This window comes from Alcanivorax nanhaiticus (assembly GCF_000756665.1).
Lineage (GTDB): Bacteria > Pseudomonadota > Gammaproteobacteria > Pseudomonadales > Alcanivoracaceae > Alcanivorax > Alcanivorax nanhaiticus.
Genome location: NZ_ARXV01000001.1, coordinates 1 through 17,468 on the forward strand (window position 1 = coordinate 1; position 17,468 = coordinate 17,468).

The 17,468-nt window shown below is 55.7% G+C and carries 13 protein-coding genes; 3 read left to right on the forward strand and 10 right to left on the reverse strand.

What is annotated here, in order from left to right:
* Positions 1 to 63 precede the first annotated feature (63 nt).
* Both Y5S_RS00005 and Y5S_RS00010 read left to right on the forward strand, forming a co-directional pair.
* A complete protein-coding gene (locus Y5S_RS00005; protein WP_052041252.1) occupies positions 64 to 558 on the forward strand; it encodes a response regulator in 495 nt (164 codons plus the stop codon).
* 45 nt (positions 559 to 603) lie between these two features.
* The gene (locus tag Y5S_RS00010; RefSeq protein WP_052041253.1) at positions 604 to 1,827 is read left to right on the forward strand and encodes a serine/threonine-protein kinase; all 1,224 of its coding nucleotides are present in this window, start codon (positions 604 to 606) and stop codon (positions 1,825 to 1,827) included.
* Between the two features lie 673 nt (positions 1,828 to 2,500).
* Here the strand turns inward: Y5S_RS00010 and Y5S_RS00015 are convergent.
* From Y5S_RS00015 to Y5S_RS00035, 5 genes are all read right to left on the reverse strand, one after another.
* Positions 2,501 to 2,977: a SixA phosphatase family protein gene (locus Y5S_RS00015; protein WP_035229116.1), complete on the reverse strand. Its 477-nt coding sequence runs from the start codon at positions 2,975 to 2,977 to the stop codon at positions 2,501 to 2,503.
* The gene (locus tag Y5S_RS00020; RefSeq protein ID WP_035229118.1) at positions 2,974 to 4,002 is read right to left on the reverse strand and encodes an NAD(P)H-dependent glycerol-3-phosphate dehydrogenase; all 1,029 of its coding nucleotides are present in this window, start codon (positions 4,000 to 4,002) and stop codon (positions 2,974 to 2,976) included. The genes Y5S_RS00015 and Y5S_RS00020 overlap by 4 nt, the downstream gene beginning before the upstream one ends.
* Before the next feature lie 186 nt (positions 4,003 to 4,188).
* Positions 4,189 to 6,036 carry a molecular chaperone HtpG gene (gene htpG, locus Y5S_RS00025; RefSeq protein ID WP_231552589.1) on the reverse strand — a complete coding sequence of 616 codons (1,848 nt, stop codon included), beginning with the start codon at positions 6,034 to 6,036 and terminating at the stop codon, positions 4,189 to 4,191.
* A 100-nt stretch (positions 6,037 to 6,136) separates the two neighbouring features.
* A complete protein-coding gene (locus Y5S_RS00030; protein WP_035229122.1) occupies positions 6,137 to 7,036 on the reverse strand; it encodes a TIGR01777 family oxidoreductase in 900 nt (299 codons plus the stop codon).
* On the reverse strand, positions 7,033 to 8,640 hold the full coding sequence (locus Y5S_RS00035; RefSeq protein ID WP_035229124.1) for a hypothetical protein: 1,608 nt from the start codon (positions 8,638 to 8,640) through the stop codon (positions 7,033 to 7,035). The genes Y5S_RS00030 and Y5S_RS00035 overlap by 4 nt, the downstream gene beginning before the upstream one ends.
* Before the next feature lie 479 nt (positions 8,641 to 9,119).
* On the opposite strand from Y5S_RS00035, the gene Y5S_RS00040 reads away from it, so the two are divergent.
* On the forward strand, positions 9,120 to 9,356 hold the full coding sequence (locus Y5S_RS00040) for a PA3496 family putative envelope integrity protein (RefSeq protein ID WP_035229127.1): 237 nt from the start codon (positions 9,120 to 9,122) through the stop codon (positions 9,354 to 9,356).
* A 164-nt stretch (positions 9,357 to 9,520) separates the two neighbouring features.
* Here the strand turns inward: Y5S_RS00040 and sucD are convergent, their stop codons facing one another.
* The 5 genes from sucD to Y5S_RS00065 form a co-directional block, all read right to left on the reverse strand.
* Positions 9,521 to 10,396, reverse strand: coding sequence for a succinate--CoA ligase subunit alpha (gene sucD / locus Y5S_RS00045; protein ID WP_035229130.1), 876 nt, complete (start codon positions 10,394 to 10,396; stop codon positions 9,521 to 9,523).
* On the reverse strand, positions 10,393 to 11,562 hold the full coding sequence (gene sucC, locus Y5S_RS00050) for an ADP-forming succinate--CoA ligase subunit beta (protein WP_035229135.1): 1,170 nt from the start codon (positions 11,560 to 11,562) through the stop codon (positions 10,393 to 10,395). The genes sucD and sucC overlap by 4 nt, the downstream gene beginning before the upstream one ends.
* A 69-nt stretch (positions 11,563 to 11,631) precedes the next feature.
* On the reverse strand, positions 11,632 to 13,074 hold the full coding sequence (gene lpdA, locus Y5S_RS00055; protein ID WP_035229139.1) for a dihydrolipoyl dehydrogenase: 1,443 nt from the start codon (positions 13,072 to 13,074) through the stop codon (positions 11,632 to 11,634).
* A gap of 68 nt (positions 13,075 to 13,142) precedes the next feature.
* Complete coding sequence (gene odhB / locus Y5S_RS00060) at positions 13,143 to 14,372, reverse strand: 2-oxoglutarate dehydrogenase complex dihydrolipoyllysine-residue succinyltransferase (protein ID WP_035229140.1); 1,230 nt, start codon at positions 14,370 to 14,372, stop codon at positions 13,143 to 13,145.
* Positions 14,373 to 14,385: 13 nt separating this feature from the next.
* Positions 14,386 to 17,220, reverse strand: coding sequence for a 2-oxoglutarate dehydrogenase E1 component (locus tag Y5S_RS00065; RefSeq protein WP_035229143.1), 2,835 nt, complete (start codon positions 17,218 to 17,220; stop codon positions 14,386 to 14,388).
* Positions 17,221 to 17,468 lie beyond the last annotated feature (248 nt).

Below are 17,468 nucleotides of genomic sequence, written 5' to 3' on the forward strand. Positions count from 1 at the left end.
CAAGGCGTCATTCAGAGGCTCCCCATTCCAGATTAAACCAGCCTTTTATTAGCGGATAACACGATGTCCTCCAGCGAACAGATAGCAGACGAACCGACACTTCCTGTCTCCCGTGTCCTGATGGTGGATGACACCCCTCAGAACCTTGTTGCCCTGGAAGTAGTGCTGGAAGATCTGGACTGTGAGCTGGACAGTGTCTCCAGTGGCAATGCTGCACTGGCCAAGCTTCTCAAGCATGACTATGCGCTGGTACTGCTGGATGTGCAGATGCCGGAGATGGACGGTTTTGAAGTGGCTAAACTGATGCGCTCCAACAAGCGTACGGAAAACGTCCCGATCATCTTTGTGACCGCCATCTCCAAGGAAACCCGCTTTGTACAGGAAGGCTACCGCACAGGTGCCGTGGACTATTTGTTCAAACCCATCGATCCCATGCTGCTACAAAGCAAGGTCAATTTTTTCCTCGGCCTGGATCGCCAGAAAAAACGGCTGGAAGCCAAATTGGCACAGGCCAGACGCTCTGAAGCAGAAATGAAGGCGCTATACGGGAAAGAGTAAACCCGGTAAAAAGCGTAAATAGTCAAGGACGGCACAGACTCGCACATGGCACTGAGACTCCCCGGATACCGCATTACCGAGCGCCTTGGCAAAGGCGGAATGGCGCACGTTTTTCTGGCCACCCAGAATTCCTTTGAACGCCAGGTAGCCATCAAGATACTCAGCCCCACCCTCTCCATGGAACCGCGTTTCGCAGAGCAGTTTATGCGGGAGGCGCGCACTGTGGCCAGCCTGAATCACCCGCACATCGTGCCGGTTTATGATGTCGGGGAGCATGAGGGCTATCACTATCTCAGCATGGAGTATGTGACCGGTGGCAGCCTCAAGGCCCGTATCCGGAACGGCATGTCTGAAAGCGATAGCGAGGCGGTATTACGGCAACTGGCCAGCGCGCTGAATTACGCCGGTGAACACCATTTCATTCACCGCGATGTAAAACCGGATAACATCCTATTCCGCGCCGATGGCTCAGCCCTGCTAATGGACTTTGGTATCGCCTCGAGCATGCTCAACGACGCCACCCAGAACAAAGGTCGGCAAATGGGGACCCCCAAGTACATGAGCCCGGAGCAACATCGTGCTCAGCCGCTCACTCCCCAGTCAGATCTCTACTCCCTCGGCTGCGTATTTTATGAAATGCTCACCGGTGAGCCTCCTTTCAAGGGGGCAGACCCCAGCGCCATGGCGGTAGCGCATCTGCGTGAACCTGTGCCTTTGCTGCCTGTTCGGCTGCGCCACTACCAGCCGTTATTACGCGCACTACTGGCGAAGGATCCGGCGGACCGACCGGAGAACGGCAACAAGGTGATTACCATGCTGGATGCGCTGGAACCGCCCGCCGCCCATTACAGCAAGGAGCGCTCCAGCTACCGACCTCAGCAGCAGGCCAACAGCACCCCGCTTGCCCCTCGACTACGCCTCAAGGAAACACCGCTTGGCCTGAGCTGGCGAGGCAAGCAGTATCAGTACGACGTCTACCTGGTGGCGGATGACTTCGAACATTTTCAGGATCACTTTCCCGTACTACGCTCCGCCCTGCTCGACTGGCATGCCCAGCGTGGCAGCCGCTGTAAGGCCGTCACTGTCAAGGCCACCCTGCATCCGTGGATCAGTGGCCGTGTGAAGCAATACCTGCGAGATCTGCGCAAGACCGACGGACTGGAGTTCATGTCTGCTATTCCCGTCTCGGTGAATCTGGTTGCCGCAGATGGCGAACCGATCGAAAGGTTTGTGCTGGAGCCAGAAAAGGCAGGCAAAGAAGACGCTTGAAACGCGGTTTCAAGGAGCGATTGTCGTGTGGCCAGATTCAAAACTTACCCTGACTCTCGCTCCCTCCCCTCAGCTAAGCATTCCTGCCTGTCGCGAGAAGCCCGTTGTCAGGGCCTGTTAACACTATAAAACCGCACCTGCTGAATGCATTTTTTCGTCCAGTAAGTGTCAGCCGATATGCGGTGTAGTCATTCTACATAAACAGCGGCTGGCGCTGCTGGGCGGAAAAGGGATCAGCCCCTCGGGTTGAGCCCCAAACAAGCCCGCGCAGTGAACAGTCGAAGGCTGGCCCGCAGGGCGAAGCGCTTGCGCGTAGTCAACCCGCCACTCGTCGTTATTCGTCATTCATTTGGAGCAACCAAGCATCACGCCTCATGCCGGGATTGGCGGGCTTGGGGACTCAACAGGTGCCATTTTGGTAGTGTTAACAGACTCTGGATACGACCGCGGAGCGGGCATAAAAAAAGCACTAACCGAAGTCAGTGCTTTAAATCTGCCTGAATCACGATGCAAGGAGTCATCGTATATCCCCCCTCAGGGAGTTGATGACGCTGTCAGGAGTCTGCCATGCGTTCAAGCGCCATCGAGTTCAAGATACGACAGCCTACAGGGGCTGCACAGCGACAATCGGCGAACGGCAGTTTTCGGATTCCCGGGGGTAGAAATTGACCGATTAGCGGCCAGCCAGGCTTTCGCCAGGGCTGCATAACCACAGCAGGCGAGCGCCATCCGCAGCCGCCACATCCACGTCCAGACAGGCAACCGTTCCTACCGAATACCCGATCCGGTCAAGGGTGCCCGTCCACAGCCCGGTCAGCTGTGCAACCAGCGGCATGTGGCTTACCATCACCGTATTCTCGCCGACAGGGTTAGCCATCAGCCATTCCAGAAAACGCTGTGGTGACGCCTCAGGAATGAGTTCATCGCAATCCACCCGTTTCAAACCGCCGTATACCTGCGCAATGCAGTCTGCGGTTTGCTGAGCACGAACATAAGGACTGACAACCAGCCCGGAAAGGACGACGCCACTGTCTTTGAGCTGCTGCCAATGCGACAGCAGAGACTCCCGCCCCCGTTCCGTCAACGGACGAAGCGCATCGGTAGCGGCCACTCCGACCGCCTCACCATGCCGGCTGATGAACAGCTTCATCCATTACTCCCTGACTGGAATTCCACATCGTGTTTGTATTCGCCGCTCATCAGCTGCTGAATAACAATCTCAAGCGGCTGTTGGTGATACACCACTTGGTAAAGAGCAGTAGCCAACGGCATATAGACATCCAGCTCGGCGGCCTTGTCCGCCACCAGTTTGATGGTATTGATACCTTCGGCAGTCTGTCCCAACGCTTCAACGGCCTCTTCCAAGGATTTACCCTGCCCCAGCTGAAAGCCAACCTGATAGTTACGTGACAGATTGGAAGTACAGGTTGCAATCAGATCACCTACCCCTGACAAGCCCAGGAATGTCATGGGATTGGCACCCAGCTCCACCGCAAAGCGACTCATTTCGGCCAGCGCACGGGTGATCAGGAAGCTGCGACTGTTTTCACCTACGCCAATAGCCGCCGCCATGCCGGAAGCCACCGCATAGATATTCTTGAGCGCACCGCCGAGTTCCACACCGTAGATATCCGGGTTGTCATAGACCCGGAAATAATCACAGCTGAGGGCTTCCTGGACTGTCTGACACAGCTCGTCGTCCGCACTGGCAACCACGGTACCGGTAAATTTTTGCTCAACGATTTCCTTCGCGAGATTAGGGCCACTGAGTACACCGATACGGGTATGCGGCCAATACTGATGCAGTAATTCACTCATCAGCAGGAAGCCATCCGCGTAGATACCCTTGGTGCAACTGATCACCAAAGTGCCATCCGGCACCCACTGCCGGGCCTGCTCCAGCACCTCGGCAAAAGCCTTGCTGGGAATCGCCACAAACACCATGGACGCTTCCGCCAGTGCCTCTTCCAGGCTATCTGTCGCGTTGACCCCCTCTGGCAATTCCTTGCCCGGTAGATAACGGCTGTTCTCCCGGTCCAGGTTGATTGCAGCCGCGGTTTCCGGATCCCGCACCCAGAGATTTACCCCATGGCCGTTAGCAGCAAGAATGCTGGCCATGGCGGTTCCGAAACTACCACCACCCAGAATGGCGGCATTGTATTTTTTCTGCGTCATAGGAACGCCTTATTTACTGCTTTGGGGCATCATAAAGCAGTTAACAGTGAATAGTGAACCGTTAACAGCGACGCGATCCAGGCTCGCGTTTTCCACAAACAAGAAGGCCGCGCCCACCCAGTGGACGCGGCCTCAGACACGGAATCAAAATCAAACCTGATCCGCGCAGCTGTTCACTGTTAACTATTAACTGTTCACTGCAGTTACCAGCATCTGATGCATACGCCGAGCCGTTGCAGCAGGATTCTTCGGCAACTGCCCTTCAGCCAGCATGGCCTGATCCAGCAACAACGCCGCCAGATCATTGAACTTGTCGCCCTCCTCTACGCTGTCGAGCGCCCGAAGCAGATCATGATCCAGATTCACTTCCAGCACCGGCTTGTTTTCCGGTACCGACTGGCCCGCCGCTTCCAGCATACGGCGCATCTGTGGCCCAAGCTGATCTTCAGCCAACACCAGACAGCTGGGGGAATCCACCAAACGCTGGGTAGCACGGACCGTTTCCACGTCTTCTGCCAGACTCGCTTTCAGTCGGGCAACCAATGGGTTGTCCTGATCCACGTCATTCTGCTCATCCAGATCGAGCTCACCACGGGCCGCATTGACCAGCTTCACGTCCTTGTAGCTATCCAGATAACTGATCATCCATTCGTCAACCGGATCACTGAGTAACAGCACCTCGATGCCCTTCTTGCGGAAGACTTCCAAATGAGGACTCTGACGTGCGGCGGATGCAGTGTCCGCCAACAAATAATAGATCTTGTCCTGTTCTGGCGGCTTGCGCTCCAGATAGGTATCCAGACTGGTCAAGCCTTCCTCCTGGCTGCTGCTGGCAAAGCGCAGCAGGGCCGCGATGGCGTCGCGGTTATCCGGGTCTTCCCCGATACCCTCTTTCAGAACCTGACCGAACTGCGCCCAGAAAGCAGGATATTGCTCTTCATCATTGCCAAGTTTCTTCAACATCTGCAGCACACGTTTGGTCAAAGCCGCACGGATCTTCCTCACCGGGCCGTAATCCTGCAGTAGCTCACGGCTGACGTTGAGCGGCAAGTTCGGCGCATCCACCACCCCTTTAATAAAACGCAAATACTGCGGCATGAACTGCTCTGCATCATCCATGATGAAAACGCGCTGGACGTAAAGCTTCAGCCCACGGCTGGCATCGCGATGATAGAGGTCAAAAGGAGCGCGGGCCGGGATATACAACAAGCTGGTGTACTCCAGCTTGCCTTCCACCTTGTTGTGGCTCCAGGTCTGTGCATCCTGAAAATCATGGCTGATATGCTTGTAGAAACTCTGGTATTCGTCATCCGAGATCTCGCCCTTGGGGCGCTGCCAGAGCGCAGTGGCGGAGTTGAGAGTTTCTTCGCTGGCTTCCTCATCACCATTCGCTGGAGTAACCAGACGGATAGGAAACGCCACATGGTCAGAATACTGATTGACCACCTGACGGAGCTTGAAGGGGTCCAAAAACGCTTTTGCATCATCGCGCAGATGCAGAATCACCGAGGTACCCGGCTCAGTCCGCTCAATGCGTTCAACGGTAAATTCGCCCTGACCATCACTTTCCCAGCGCACACCGGTATCTACGCCCTCGCCGGCCTTGCGACTTTCTACCGTCACCCTGTCGGCGACGATAAAGGCGGAATAAAAACCCACCCCAAACTGCCCAATCAACTGGGAGTCTTTTTTCTGATCTCCACTTAATGACGCCAGAAACTTCTCTGTACCAGAACGTGCAATAGTGCCAAGGTTTTCAATCACCTCAGCCTCATCCATACCGATACCGTTATCACTGACAGAGAGCGTTCCGGCATCCTTATCCACACTGAGAGTAATGGCGGGTTCGCCTGCGGATTCCGCCAAAGAAGCATCATCCAGCGCCTTGAAACGCAACTTGTCACAGGCATCCGAGGCGTTGGATACCAACTCTCTCAGGAAAATCTCTCTGTTGCTGTAGAGAGAATGAATCATCAGGTTGAGAAGGCGGGATACTTCAGCCTGAAAACCATGGGTTTGTTTTTCTGTAGACACAACGTGCTCCTGCATCAGTCATTACTGCGCTAATAGGTAGGGATGAATTCGGGGATTTCAAGATGGGGGCACCTTCTCCGAACGGAGAAGGTACCGAATATCAATTGCCCAAATGAGCCAGGGCAGAGGCAAGATCAGGAAAACGGAAAACAAATCCTTGCTGCTCCAGACGACGGGGAAATACCCGCTGCCCGCCCAGCAACAACTCCGACATTTCACCCAGCCCCAGCTTCAATGCTACTGAGGGCACTTTCAGCAGTGCCGGGCGTTTCACTTGCCGGGCAAGCCCATGATGGAAGTCTCGCTGGGTGACAGGAGCCGGTGCGGTAGCATTGAATACGCCCTCCACACCTGGCGTTTCAATGGCCCTCACCAGAATGGCCACCATGTCATCAATATGAATCCAGCTGATCCATTGATGACCATCACCCACCATGGCTCCCAGCCCGGCACGGTAAAGAGGCCATAGCCGGCCAAGCATGCCACCGTCACGTCCCAGTACAATCCCGGTTCGGATCAAACACAGCCTCACCCCCTGGCGAGAAACCGGTCGTGCGGCCTGTTCCCAGGCATCGCATAGCAGGTAGCCAAAGTCCTTCTTGCGGGCAGGACTTTCTTCGGAAAGCTCGGTATTTCCCGCATTGCCATAAAAACCCACAGCAGAGCCTGACACCATTACGGCGGGTTTGCGCTCCAACCGGGACACCAGGCTGACGAGCGCCTGAGTAACGCCAACCCGTGAATCGAAAAGCACTTTTTTGCGCCGGGTAGTCCAGCGCCCCGCAAAGAGGCTTTCTCCCGCAAGATTCACAATGGCATCGATACGCTCACTGCTTTCCAGCACATCAAGATTTTCAATCACTCTGGCCTCTTCCGGGACCAGCTTCACACTGCGCCTGGGGCGACGACTCAACACAATCAATTCATGACCATGCGCCGCCAGGCGGCGGCACAGATGTTGCCCAATAAAACCAGTTCCACCAGTAACAAGTATCTTCAACGGGAAGCCTCAATGCTGCGAATACTGTTTAGATCGTAGAAAAATTCCATATTCCCCGCTCCCATAGGGACACTCAGCGTAATGTGGTCTTCCTCGACGGTTTGCAAGATCCCTGTGCGTACAGGACCCTCATCTGCCGTGACTGTCACCGAACGGCCAACCAGTTCGCGAAAACCCTCTACCCGGGGATCGGAGGAAGCGTTGTAAGCTGAGCCAATGTTGCCTGAAACAGGCCCCGAAGTTGTGGCCTCTTGTGGCTCGGTAGGCGCTGGTGCCGGTTCCTCATTCTGGCCCTCAGATTCCACCATCACCAGCTGACCATTGGCCAACCGCAACGACTGTAGCTCATTCTCAGGGAAGCTACGCTCAACAACCCCACTACCCACATTAATCTCGATCCATAACCGGTTTACCGATACTTTCCTCAAGACACCGTCAATTTTTCTGCCGCTGGTCATTTCCAGCACAACAGCACGGTCCACAAAACCGACCAGCTCAGGGAAAGTCACTGTCACTGGCGGCAGCGCCTGAGTCACCTCCTTCTCAGGCTCCTTGCCCGGGGTCACGAAAGTCACACTGCCTTCATCGGCTGCTTTAACCACCTGCGTTGCCATAGAGCCCGGCTCCACAGACCAGCCCACATCACTTTTCTCCAGGCGGACGGAACGCTCCTCCACCGCTCCATTAGTCAACGCGACCTTCGCGGTTACCTGACCGCTGGACTCAGCGCGCCGAAGGACGATCTGCTCCGTTGTCACAGATTTCAATGCCCCCTCCGGAAACTGGGTCAACAGAAACTGTCTGGTGACATAAGCCAGGGTATCTTCATGATCAAAGTGAAGATCCACCACCCCGCCACGATAACGCAGATGATTGGTGTAGGCGGTAAAGTCACCGCTCAGATAGCTCTTGTAGCTGTCGGGCACCACCAACGTTAATGTTCCGGACAATTGCCCGGTATCCAGAGGGGCCATTGCCAGTTCCATCCGATACCCTCCCTCAAAGATACGAGTTTCGGGAAAGTCCTTGTCTTCAGGTTTCCACGACACATGGACCACCGGAGGCTTGGTATCCGAAGGTGTCACGTTCAGGTTCTTGCGTTCGGTAATATCTTCAGGTTTCCAGCCTATCAACACCCTGACTTCCAGATCAGGTAAAAAGCCTTCTCCCTGACTGGCGGTGAGAACACCATCGATCAATGCCACACGGTCATAGCGAAACGCCCGGCCATGGAGCCGCCCCGATAAGGGTTTACCCTGTCCCTTGACGACCGCCAGAGCGGCTTCCTCAGAAGATACAAACGTGGTGGTGGTTGCCATTTTCTCACCCCGCTGAACCTGTCCGCTCTGGGAGGATAGCGTCGTTGCGGCGGTGGAGAGCGACATGGCGAAAAGAGCGCCACCAACCGCAGCCGTTAACACCCCCGCCACTCGAGCCAGCGCCCACCAGCGATAATGCTCCCACCCTTGCTGTACCTGGCCCAGACTGGCCAGCGGCAAGATAAAAAACAACGCACTGTGACCCCGATGACTGGCCTCGTTCATGAGCCCCAGCGTGGTCACGATAATGGTGCTTACCCCAATAATGATCAGCAATTCCGCCATCTTTTTATTCTCTCCGCGTGTCAAACAATCGCCAATAGCAGCAATTATCTGACCGTGATTACCGGCCAGTCTGTCCACTCAGCCAGCCCAACCTCTATTGCCTCACTTTACAAAGCCAGCGCCAGTCATTCCAGCACTTAAGTGTCTGATTTTTCTGAATCATAATCCATCATGACCTGCTTCACAGAATCGTCATCCGAATGCGCAACTTTTGCCTACCGGAACCCCTTGATTGACCAGCCACCCCCTCCTCTGACACCACTTGTCTCTGCGCGGAAAAAAAATGCTTGTACGAACGAAAATCAGGCGATATATAGGCGTAGGAAACTGTTGTCACTCCCGTGACGCTGGCTTGAGCGGCAGGTTTATTGCTTCCGGCGCCAGGGGAGTGCCAACAGTCCTCTCTGGCGTTGCCGCTACCAGTCAGGTGCGGCAAACCGAACACAGGTTGTTTGAGGAGGTCAGTACAGGAGGCCACCATGAGTAACCATCGTAATGAGCAAGACCTTGATTCGGAAGATCTGCTGATGAACGAAGATTTCGATAACCTGGATGATGACATGGATGAAGAAGAGCAGGAGGCAGGCAATGCCCGCAGCCGCTCTTTCAACATGGACATGCGTCATCGCATCGAAGATCGACTGGAGGAACGCCGTCTGCGCAAGGAACTTAATGAATACGAGTTCTTTGAGCTGGATGATGATGTCCTTCACTAAGGCATGTGACTGAAAACAAGCGACGGAATATCCTCCGAAGCCGTTACCCGTGTTAACTCACAGGTAGAGTGTCGGATTGGATCATTTGCCAGCGACTTGCCAAAGAAACAGCCAATAAAAAGGCCGGCGTTTAGCCGGCCTTTTTATTTTGATCCCACCGCCTTTTACCAGCCGGTGAGTTCTTTCAGTGCCTGACCGATGCCGGCCGGGTTACGGGTAGTCTTCACTCCCGCAGCTTCCAGAGCCGCAAACTTCTCGTCCGCAGTCCCCTTGCCGCCAGCAATGATGGCACCAGCATGGCCCATGCGCTTGCCAGGAGGCGCGGTAACGCCAGCAATGTAGCTGACCACAGGCTTGGTCACGTTGGCCTTGATGTAGGCGGCAGCCTCATCTTCCGCGGTACCGCCGATCTCACCTACCATGATGATAGCTTCAGTCTGCGGATCGTTCTGGAACAGTTCCAGCGCATCAATGAAGGTCATACCCGGAATCGGATCACCGCCGATACCGATACAGGTAGACTGACCAAAGCCCAGCTTGGTGGTCTGGTTAACCGCTTCATAGGTCAGAGTACCGGAGCGGGACACGATGCCCACTTTACCCGGCTGGTGGATATGACCGGGCATGATGCCGATCTTGCACTGGCCAGGAGTAATCACGCCCGGGCAGTTCGGACCGATCAGGCGCACACCGCCCTTGCGGGTGATGTATTCCTTCACGTACAGCATATCCAGCGCCGGGATGCCTTCGGTGATGCACACGATCAGCTCGATACCGGCATCGGCAGCTTCCAGAATGGAGTCCTTGCAGAATGCGGCCGGCACGTAGATCACGCTGGCAGTGGCACCCGTTTCAGCAACGGCTTCGGCAACGGTGTTGAATACCGGCAGGCCCAAGTGGGTTTGACCGCCTTTACCCGGAGTCACACCACCTACCATCTGGGTGCCGTACTCGATAGCTTGCTCAGAGTGGAAAGTGCCCTGGCTACCAGTGAAACCCTGGCAGATCACCTTGGTGTTCTTGTCGATCAGTACGCTCATGCGGCACCTCCAACAGCTTTCACTACCTGCTCGGCAGCGTCTTCAAAACTTTGTGCGGCGATGATATTCATACCGCTCTCGGCCAGCTTCTTGGCACCCAGCTCGGCATTGTTACCTTCCAGACGAACCACAACCGGAACAGTGACACCCACCTCTTCCACAGCACCAATAATGCCGTCAGCGATAAGGTCACAGCGCACGATACCACCGAAGATGTTCACCAGAACGCCTTTCACCTTGTCATCAGAAAGGATGATCTTGAACGCTTCAGTAACACGCTCTTTGGTTGCACCACCACCCACGTCAAGGAAGTTGGCCGGGGCACCGCCTTTCAGCTGCACCAGATCCATGGTACCCATGGCCAAACCCGCACCATTCACCATGCAGCCGATGTTGCCATCCAGAGCAACGTAGTTCAGTTCCCACTCCGCTGCGCGACGCTCACGGGCATCTTCCTGCGAGGGATCTTCCAGCGCCTTGATGTCCGGGTGACGATACAGAGCAGAGCCGTCTACATTGATCTTGGCATCCAGACAATGCAGGTTGCCTTCTTCAGTGATCACCAGCGGGTTCACTTCGATCAGGGCAAGATCCTTGTCGATGAACAACTGGGCCAAGCCTACAAAGATCTTGGCAAACTGGTTTACCTGTTTGCCTTCCAGACCCAGTTTGAAGGCAATCTCACGCGCCTGGTAAGGCTGTGCGCCGACCAGCGGATCAATTTCCGCACGCAGGATCTTTTCCGGGGTTTCTTCAGCCACGGTCTCAATGTCCATACCACCTTCGGTGGAGGCCATGAAAACGACACGACGGCTGGCACGGTCCAGCACCGCACTCAGGTACAGTTCCTTGGCGATATCGGTGCAGGTCTCAACCAGAATCTTGGTAACCGGCTGACCTTTCTCATCGGTCTGGAAAGTCACCAGGTTCTTGCCCAGCCACTGCTCGGCAAAGGCAGCCGCTTCTTCAGCGCTGCTCACCAGCTTCACACCGCCAGCCTTACCACGGCCACCAGCGTGTACCTGAGCTTTCACTACCCACTTGTCACCACCGATCTCTTTGGTTTTGGCTGCGACCTCTTCTGGAGTGTCGCAAGCGAAACCGGTAGAGACTGGCAGGCCATAATCAGCAAAGAGCTGTTTTGACTGATACTCATGGAGATTCATGCCAATATTTCCATCTGTTGAATGATTCGGCGCCTTTTGGGCGCCCTTTTTCGCTACCGTTCTACGTCGTTACTTCTTGCGGCGACGCTGAGCCACATGGATAGCTTTGTAATCCACCGCCAATGCGGCTTCATGAACGGTTTCTGACAGGCTCGGGTGACCGAACACCATCAACTGCAAATCTTCCGCAGTCGCACCGAACTCCATGGCGATCGCGCCCTGGTGGATCAGTTCAGAGGCTTGCGGGCCAACAATGTGCATGCCAAGAATGCGGTCGGTTTTTTCGTCCGCCACAAATTTCACCATGCCCCCGGTTTCACCTGCTGCCATGGCACGACCATTCGCGGCGAAAGGCACCACCCCGGTCTTGTAGGCGTCACCGGATTCCTTCGCTTCTTCCTCGGTCTTGCCCACCCATGCCACTTCCGGATGGGTGTAAATCACACCAGGAATCACGTCGTAATTCACTTGGGTAGTTTCTTCCATGATCACTTCCGCGACCATGACACCCTCTTCAATGGCCTTGTGTGCCAAGGCCGGACCACGCACCAGATCACCAATGGCGTAGACGCCGGGAACATCGGTACGGCACTGGCTATCCACATAGATGAAATTACGCTCATCCAGGCTCACACCCGCATCAGCGCTGAGCAGACCCTCTGTGTAAGGCCGACGGCCAACAGCCACGATCAGCTTGTCGAAGCTCTCGGTATGCTCACCTTCGCCATCGCTGTAGGTCACCTTGACCTTGGTCTTGGTGGTTTCAGAGCCGGTCACGCGGGCACCCAGACGAATATCCAGGCCCTGTTTTTCCAGCTGCTTCTGGGTGTCTTTGGCGATTTGTTTGTCGAGCATCGGCAGGAAAGTATCCACTGCTTCAAGCACCACCACTTCACTACCAAGACGGTTCCAGACACTGCCCAATTCCAGACCGATGACGCCAGCACCAATCACGCCAAGGCGTTTCGGCACCTTGGTGAATTCCAGCGCACCGGTGGAATCCACAATCAGATTCTGGTCTACCGGGGCCACCGGGATATCCACCGGGACAGAGCCAGCTGCCAGAATCACGTTCTCGGCCTGCAGCGTTTGTACTTCACCACCATCCAGTGGCTGGAACTCTACCTGTTTGCCAGCTTTCAGTTGGCCTGTTCCCTGCAGCCAGGTCACCTTGTTGGCCTTGAACAGCTGGGCGATGCCGCCCGTCAGATTCTTGACGATGGTGTCCTTACGCTTAAGCATGGTGTCCAGATCCAGGTCTGCACCCTTGATCTTCACACCGTGTTCGGCCAGAGCAGACTCGGTCTCGTGGAACTTCCAGGAAGAATCCAGCAACGCTTTGGAGGGGATACAGCCCACGTTCAGGCAGGTACCACCCAGGGCGGGCTCGTCCTGCTTGTTAATGCGTTTTTCGATGACAGCAGTGTTCAGCCCCAGCTGGGCACAGCGAATACCCGCCACGTAGCCGCCAGGTCCACCACCGATGATAATGACGTCGTATTTATCAGACATGTTCTTTCCTCTCGGGAAACCACCTCACACTGCATAGGCAGCATGAGGCGTGTTGCGTGCGGCGTTTATCAGATATCCAGCAGCAGACGTGCCGGGTCTTCGATGAAGTTCTTCACAGCGACCAGGAACTGAACCGCTTCCTTGCCATCGATCAGACGGTGATCATAGGACAACGCCAGATACATCATCGGCAAGATTTCCACCTTGCCATCCACCGCCATGGGACGCTCCTGGATCTTGTGCATACCCAGAATGGCTGTCTGCGGCGGGTTGAGGATCGGCGTGGAGATCAGGGAACCAAACACACCACCGTTGGAAATGGTGAAGGTGCCCCCCGTCATCTCTTCAATGGACAGCTTGCCCTTCTGGGCTTTCTGACCGAAGTCGATGATCTGGGATTCCACCTCTGCAAGACCTTTCTGGTCCGCATCACGGATCACCGGCACTACCAGACCACGGTCAGTCGATACCGCCACACCCACGTCGTAGTAACCGTGATAAACAATGTCATCACCGTCGATGGAGGCGTTCACCGCCGGGAAACGCTTCAACGCTTCCACACAAGCGCGGGTGAAGAAACCCATGAAGCCCAGGCGCACGTTATGCGCCTTTTCGAACTCCGGCTGGTAATTCTTGCGCATATCCATGATCGGCTTCATGTTGACCTCGTTGAAGGTGGTCAACATGGCCGCATCCTGCTGGGCGGATACCAGACGCTCGGCAATGCGTTTGCGCAAGCGGGTCATCGGTACCCGGCGCTCTTCACGCTCACCAGGTGCAGCAGGCACTTCAGCGGCAGCCGGCTGTTGTGGAGCCGGTTGGCTGGCACGCTGTTCAGCCTTGTTGCTGATGGCCTGCTCAACGTCCTGCTTGGTGATGCGCCCGCCTTTACCGGTACCACTCACTTGCTCGGCAGCAATGCCATGCTCGCTCATCAACTTGCGAGCCGCCGGGCCAGCCTGGTCGGAGGCACTGCTGTCATCGCTGGCACTGGTTGCTTCAGATCCAGATTCGGCTGCCGGCTCGCTGCTGGCCGCAGGCGCCGGTGCAGACCCGGATGCACCTTCTTCAAAATGAGCCAGCACCTGCTGGCTTTCCACCGTGTCACCTTCGCCAGCAAGGATCTTGCTGACCACGCCATCGGCAGGTGCTACTACTTCCAGTACTACCTTATCGGTTTCGATATCAACCAGCAGCTCATCACGCTTAACCGCTTCGCCTTCCTGCTTGTGCCAGGTGGCCACGGTGCCATCCGCTACGGACTCGGGAAACTGCGGGGCTTTGATGTCAGTCGCCATGACTTATCCTTATTTACTTGATCTCAAAGGCGTCCTGAACCAGACGCTGCTGTTGTTCGATATGCAGACCCATGGAGCCTGCAGCCGGAGCCGCAGCCATTTCACGGCCTGCGTAATGGACCTGTGCGGCACCCACCTGGTAAGCCACCCGATACATGTGATGCTGTGAGCAATACCAGGCACCCTGGTTCATCGGCTCTTCCTGGCACCACACCAGATGCTTCAGGTTCGGATAACCGGACAACACTTCAGCGAGGCGCTGTTCAGGGAACGGATATAGCTGTTCAATTCGAACCAGTGCCGTATCGGTACGACCATCGGCTTCCTGTTTTTCCAGCAAGTCGTAGTAGACCTTGCCAGAGCACATCACCACCCGCTCGACCTTCTTGGCATCAAGATCGCCGGGATCATCCAGCACGGTCTCGAATTTGCCGACGGCAAGATCATCCAGAGTGGAAATCGCCTTCTTGTGGCGCAACAGGCTCTTGGGACTCATCACCACCAACGGCTTGCGCAGCGGACGAATCGCCTGGCGACGCAGCAAGTGGAAAATCTGCGCCGGAGTGCTTGGCACACAGACCTGCATGTTGTGCTCTGCGCACAACTGCAGGAAGCGCTCAAGGCGCGCAGAGGAGTGTTCCGGCCCCTGCCCTTCGTAGCCGTGGGGCAACAACATGGTCAGGCCACACAGACGCGCCCATTTGGCTTCCCCAGACGAAATGAACTGGTCAATCACTACCTGTGCACCGTTGGCGAAGTCACCGAACTGCGCTTCCCAGATCACCAGGGATTTGGGCGTGGTGGTCGCATAACCGTATTCAAAACCCAGTACGGCTTCCTCAGAAAGCAGGGAGTCGTAGAGGTCAAAACGCGGCTGCTCTTCGTGGAGATGCTGCAGGGCGACAAACTGCCCGCCGTCTTTCTGGTTATGCAGAACCGCATGGCGGTGGGAGAAAGTGCCACGACCACAATCCTGACCGGTCAGGCGAACATTAAAGCCCTGATCCAGCAGTGTGGCGTAGGCCATGGTTTCTCCATAGCCCCAGTTCAACGGCATGGCTCCCGCAGTCATCTTGTGACGGTCTTCCAGGATTTTCTTCACCTGGCGCTGGGCGACAAAGCCTTCGGGAAGGGTCTCCATGGTCGTCGCCAGAGACTGGATCTTCTTCAGCGGGTAGCCAGTGTCCCAGTCATCTTCAACCTTGTGGCCGATATAGGGAGACCAGTCCACAAACAAGGCCTTGTTGGGCTCGCGAACCAGCGACTTCACCACATGGTTACCCGCATCCAGCATGTCACGGTAGTTATCTGCCGTTTTCTGGGCTTCCTGCTCGCTAACCACGCCTTCATTGATCAGGCGCTCGGCATACAAGGTGCGAGTTGTCGGATGGCTCTTGATCTTCTTGTACATCAGCGGCTGGGTACCTGAAGGCTCATCCGCCTCATTGTGGCCCAGCCGGCGATAACAGATCAGGTCGATCACCACGTCCTTCTTGAACTGCATGCGGTAATCCACCGCCAGCTGTGTCACGAAGTAAACCGCTTCGGGATCATCTGCATTCACATGGAAGATCGGTGCCTGCACCATCTTCGCCACGTCAGTACAGTACTCGGTAGAACGAGCATCTTCCCGGCGGGAGGTAGTGAAACCCACCTGGTTGTTGATGATCACATGCAGGGTGCCACCGGTGTAGAAACCGCGGGTCTGGGACATCTGGAATGTCTCCATGACCACGCCCTGACCGGCAAAAGCGGCATCACCATGAATCAGAATAGGAACAACCTGTTCGCCGGCAACATCATCACGACGATCCTGACGGGCACGAACCGACCCTTCCACCACTGGAGACACGATCTCCAGGTGAGACGGGTTGAAGGCCATGGCCAGGTGCACCTCACCGCCAGAGGTGAGCACGTTGGAAGAGAAGCCCTGGTGATACTTCACATCACCGGAGCCTGATTCGATGAAACTCTTGCCATCGAATTCTTCAAACAGATCCTTGGGGCTTTTGCCCAGAGTGTTCACCAGCACGTTCAAACGGCCCCGGTGAGCCATGCCAATGACCATTTCCTTGGCGCCGTAGCTGCCGACCCGCTGAATCATTTCATCCATCAGCGGAATCAGGGACTCGCCACCCTCCAGACCAAAGCGCTTGGTCCCGGGATATTTACTACCCAGATATTTTTCCAGGCCCTCAGCAGCAGAGAGGCGCTCAAGAATATGGGTCTTGATGTCCTTGCCATACTCAGGATGACTGCGAACACCTTCCATACGCTGTTGCAGCCAGCGCTTTTCGGCGGTGTTGACGATATGCATATACTCTGCCCCAACACTGGAGCAGTAGGTTGTCTGCAAACAGTCTACGATTTCACGGAGAGTGGCTTCGGGCTTGCCGATAAACAGGTTGCCGGTCTGAAAGACGGTATCCAGATCTGCAGGACTCAACCCGTGATGCGCAAGCTCAAGATCCGGAACGGCTTCCCGCTCCATCAACCCCAGCGGATCCAGCTTGGCCACCTGATGGCCCCGGTTACGGTAGGCCGCAATCAAATGCAGTACACGCACCTGGCGACGCTCGTGTTCAGTGCTGACAGCACTGGCACCGAACTTCTGTACGCGGGAGCGATTTTTGGCCTGAAGCAGGAAGTATTCACGTACGGCCGCATGGGGAACGTCGGATTCGACGGCGGCATCAACGCTGGGAAGCTTTTCGAAATAAACGCGCCAGTCTTCCGGCACGGAATTGGGATCGGTCAGATAGGATTCGTACAGTTCATCGACATAGGCAGCATTGGCTCCTCCAATGTGTGAGGACTGCCATTGTCGCTGCATGGAACTGTCTTGCATTTTTGCTCGTTCCTTCCGCGGGAATTCGTCACACAACTGTGGTTGGTGCACTGCGACCACAGGGGTGATGACCCTGTTCCCGTACGCTTCTGATTGTCAGGAGCAACGCCTTTTAAGCCCTGCTCCCCCCGTGAGTACAGCAAAGGCCGAAAACCCTGATGGAGGTTTGTCGGCCTGACGCTGTCTCGCATTCGAGGGATTACCTCGAACGGCATCTAGTGTAGCCCTTTTATTAAGGTTTTGTTAGA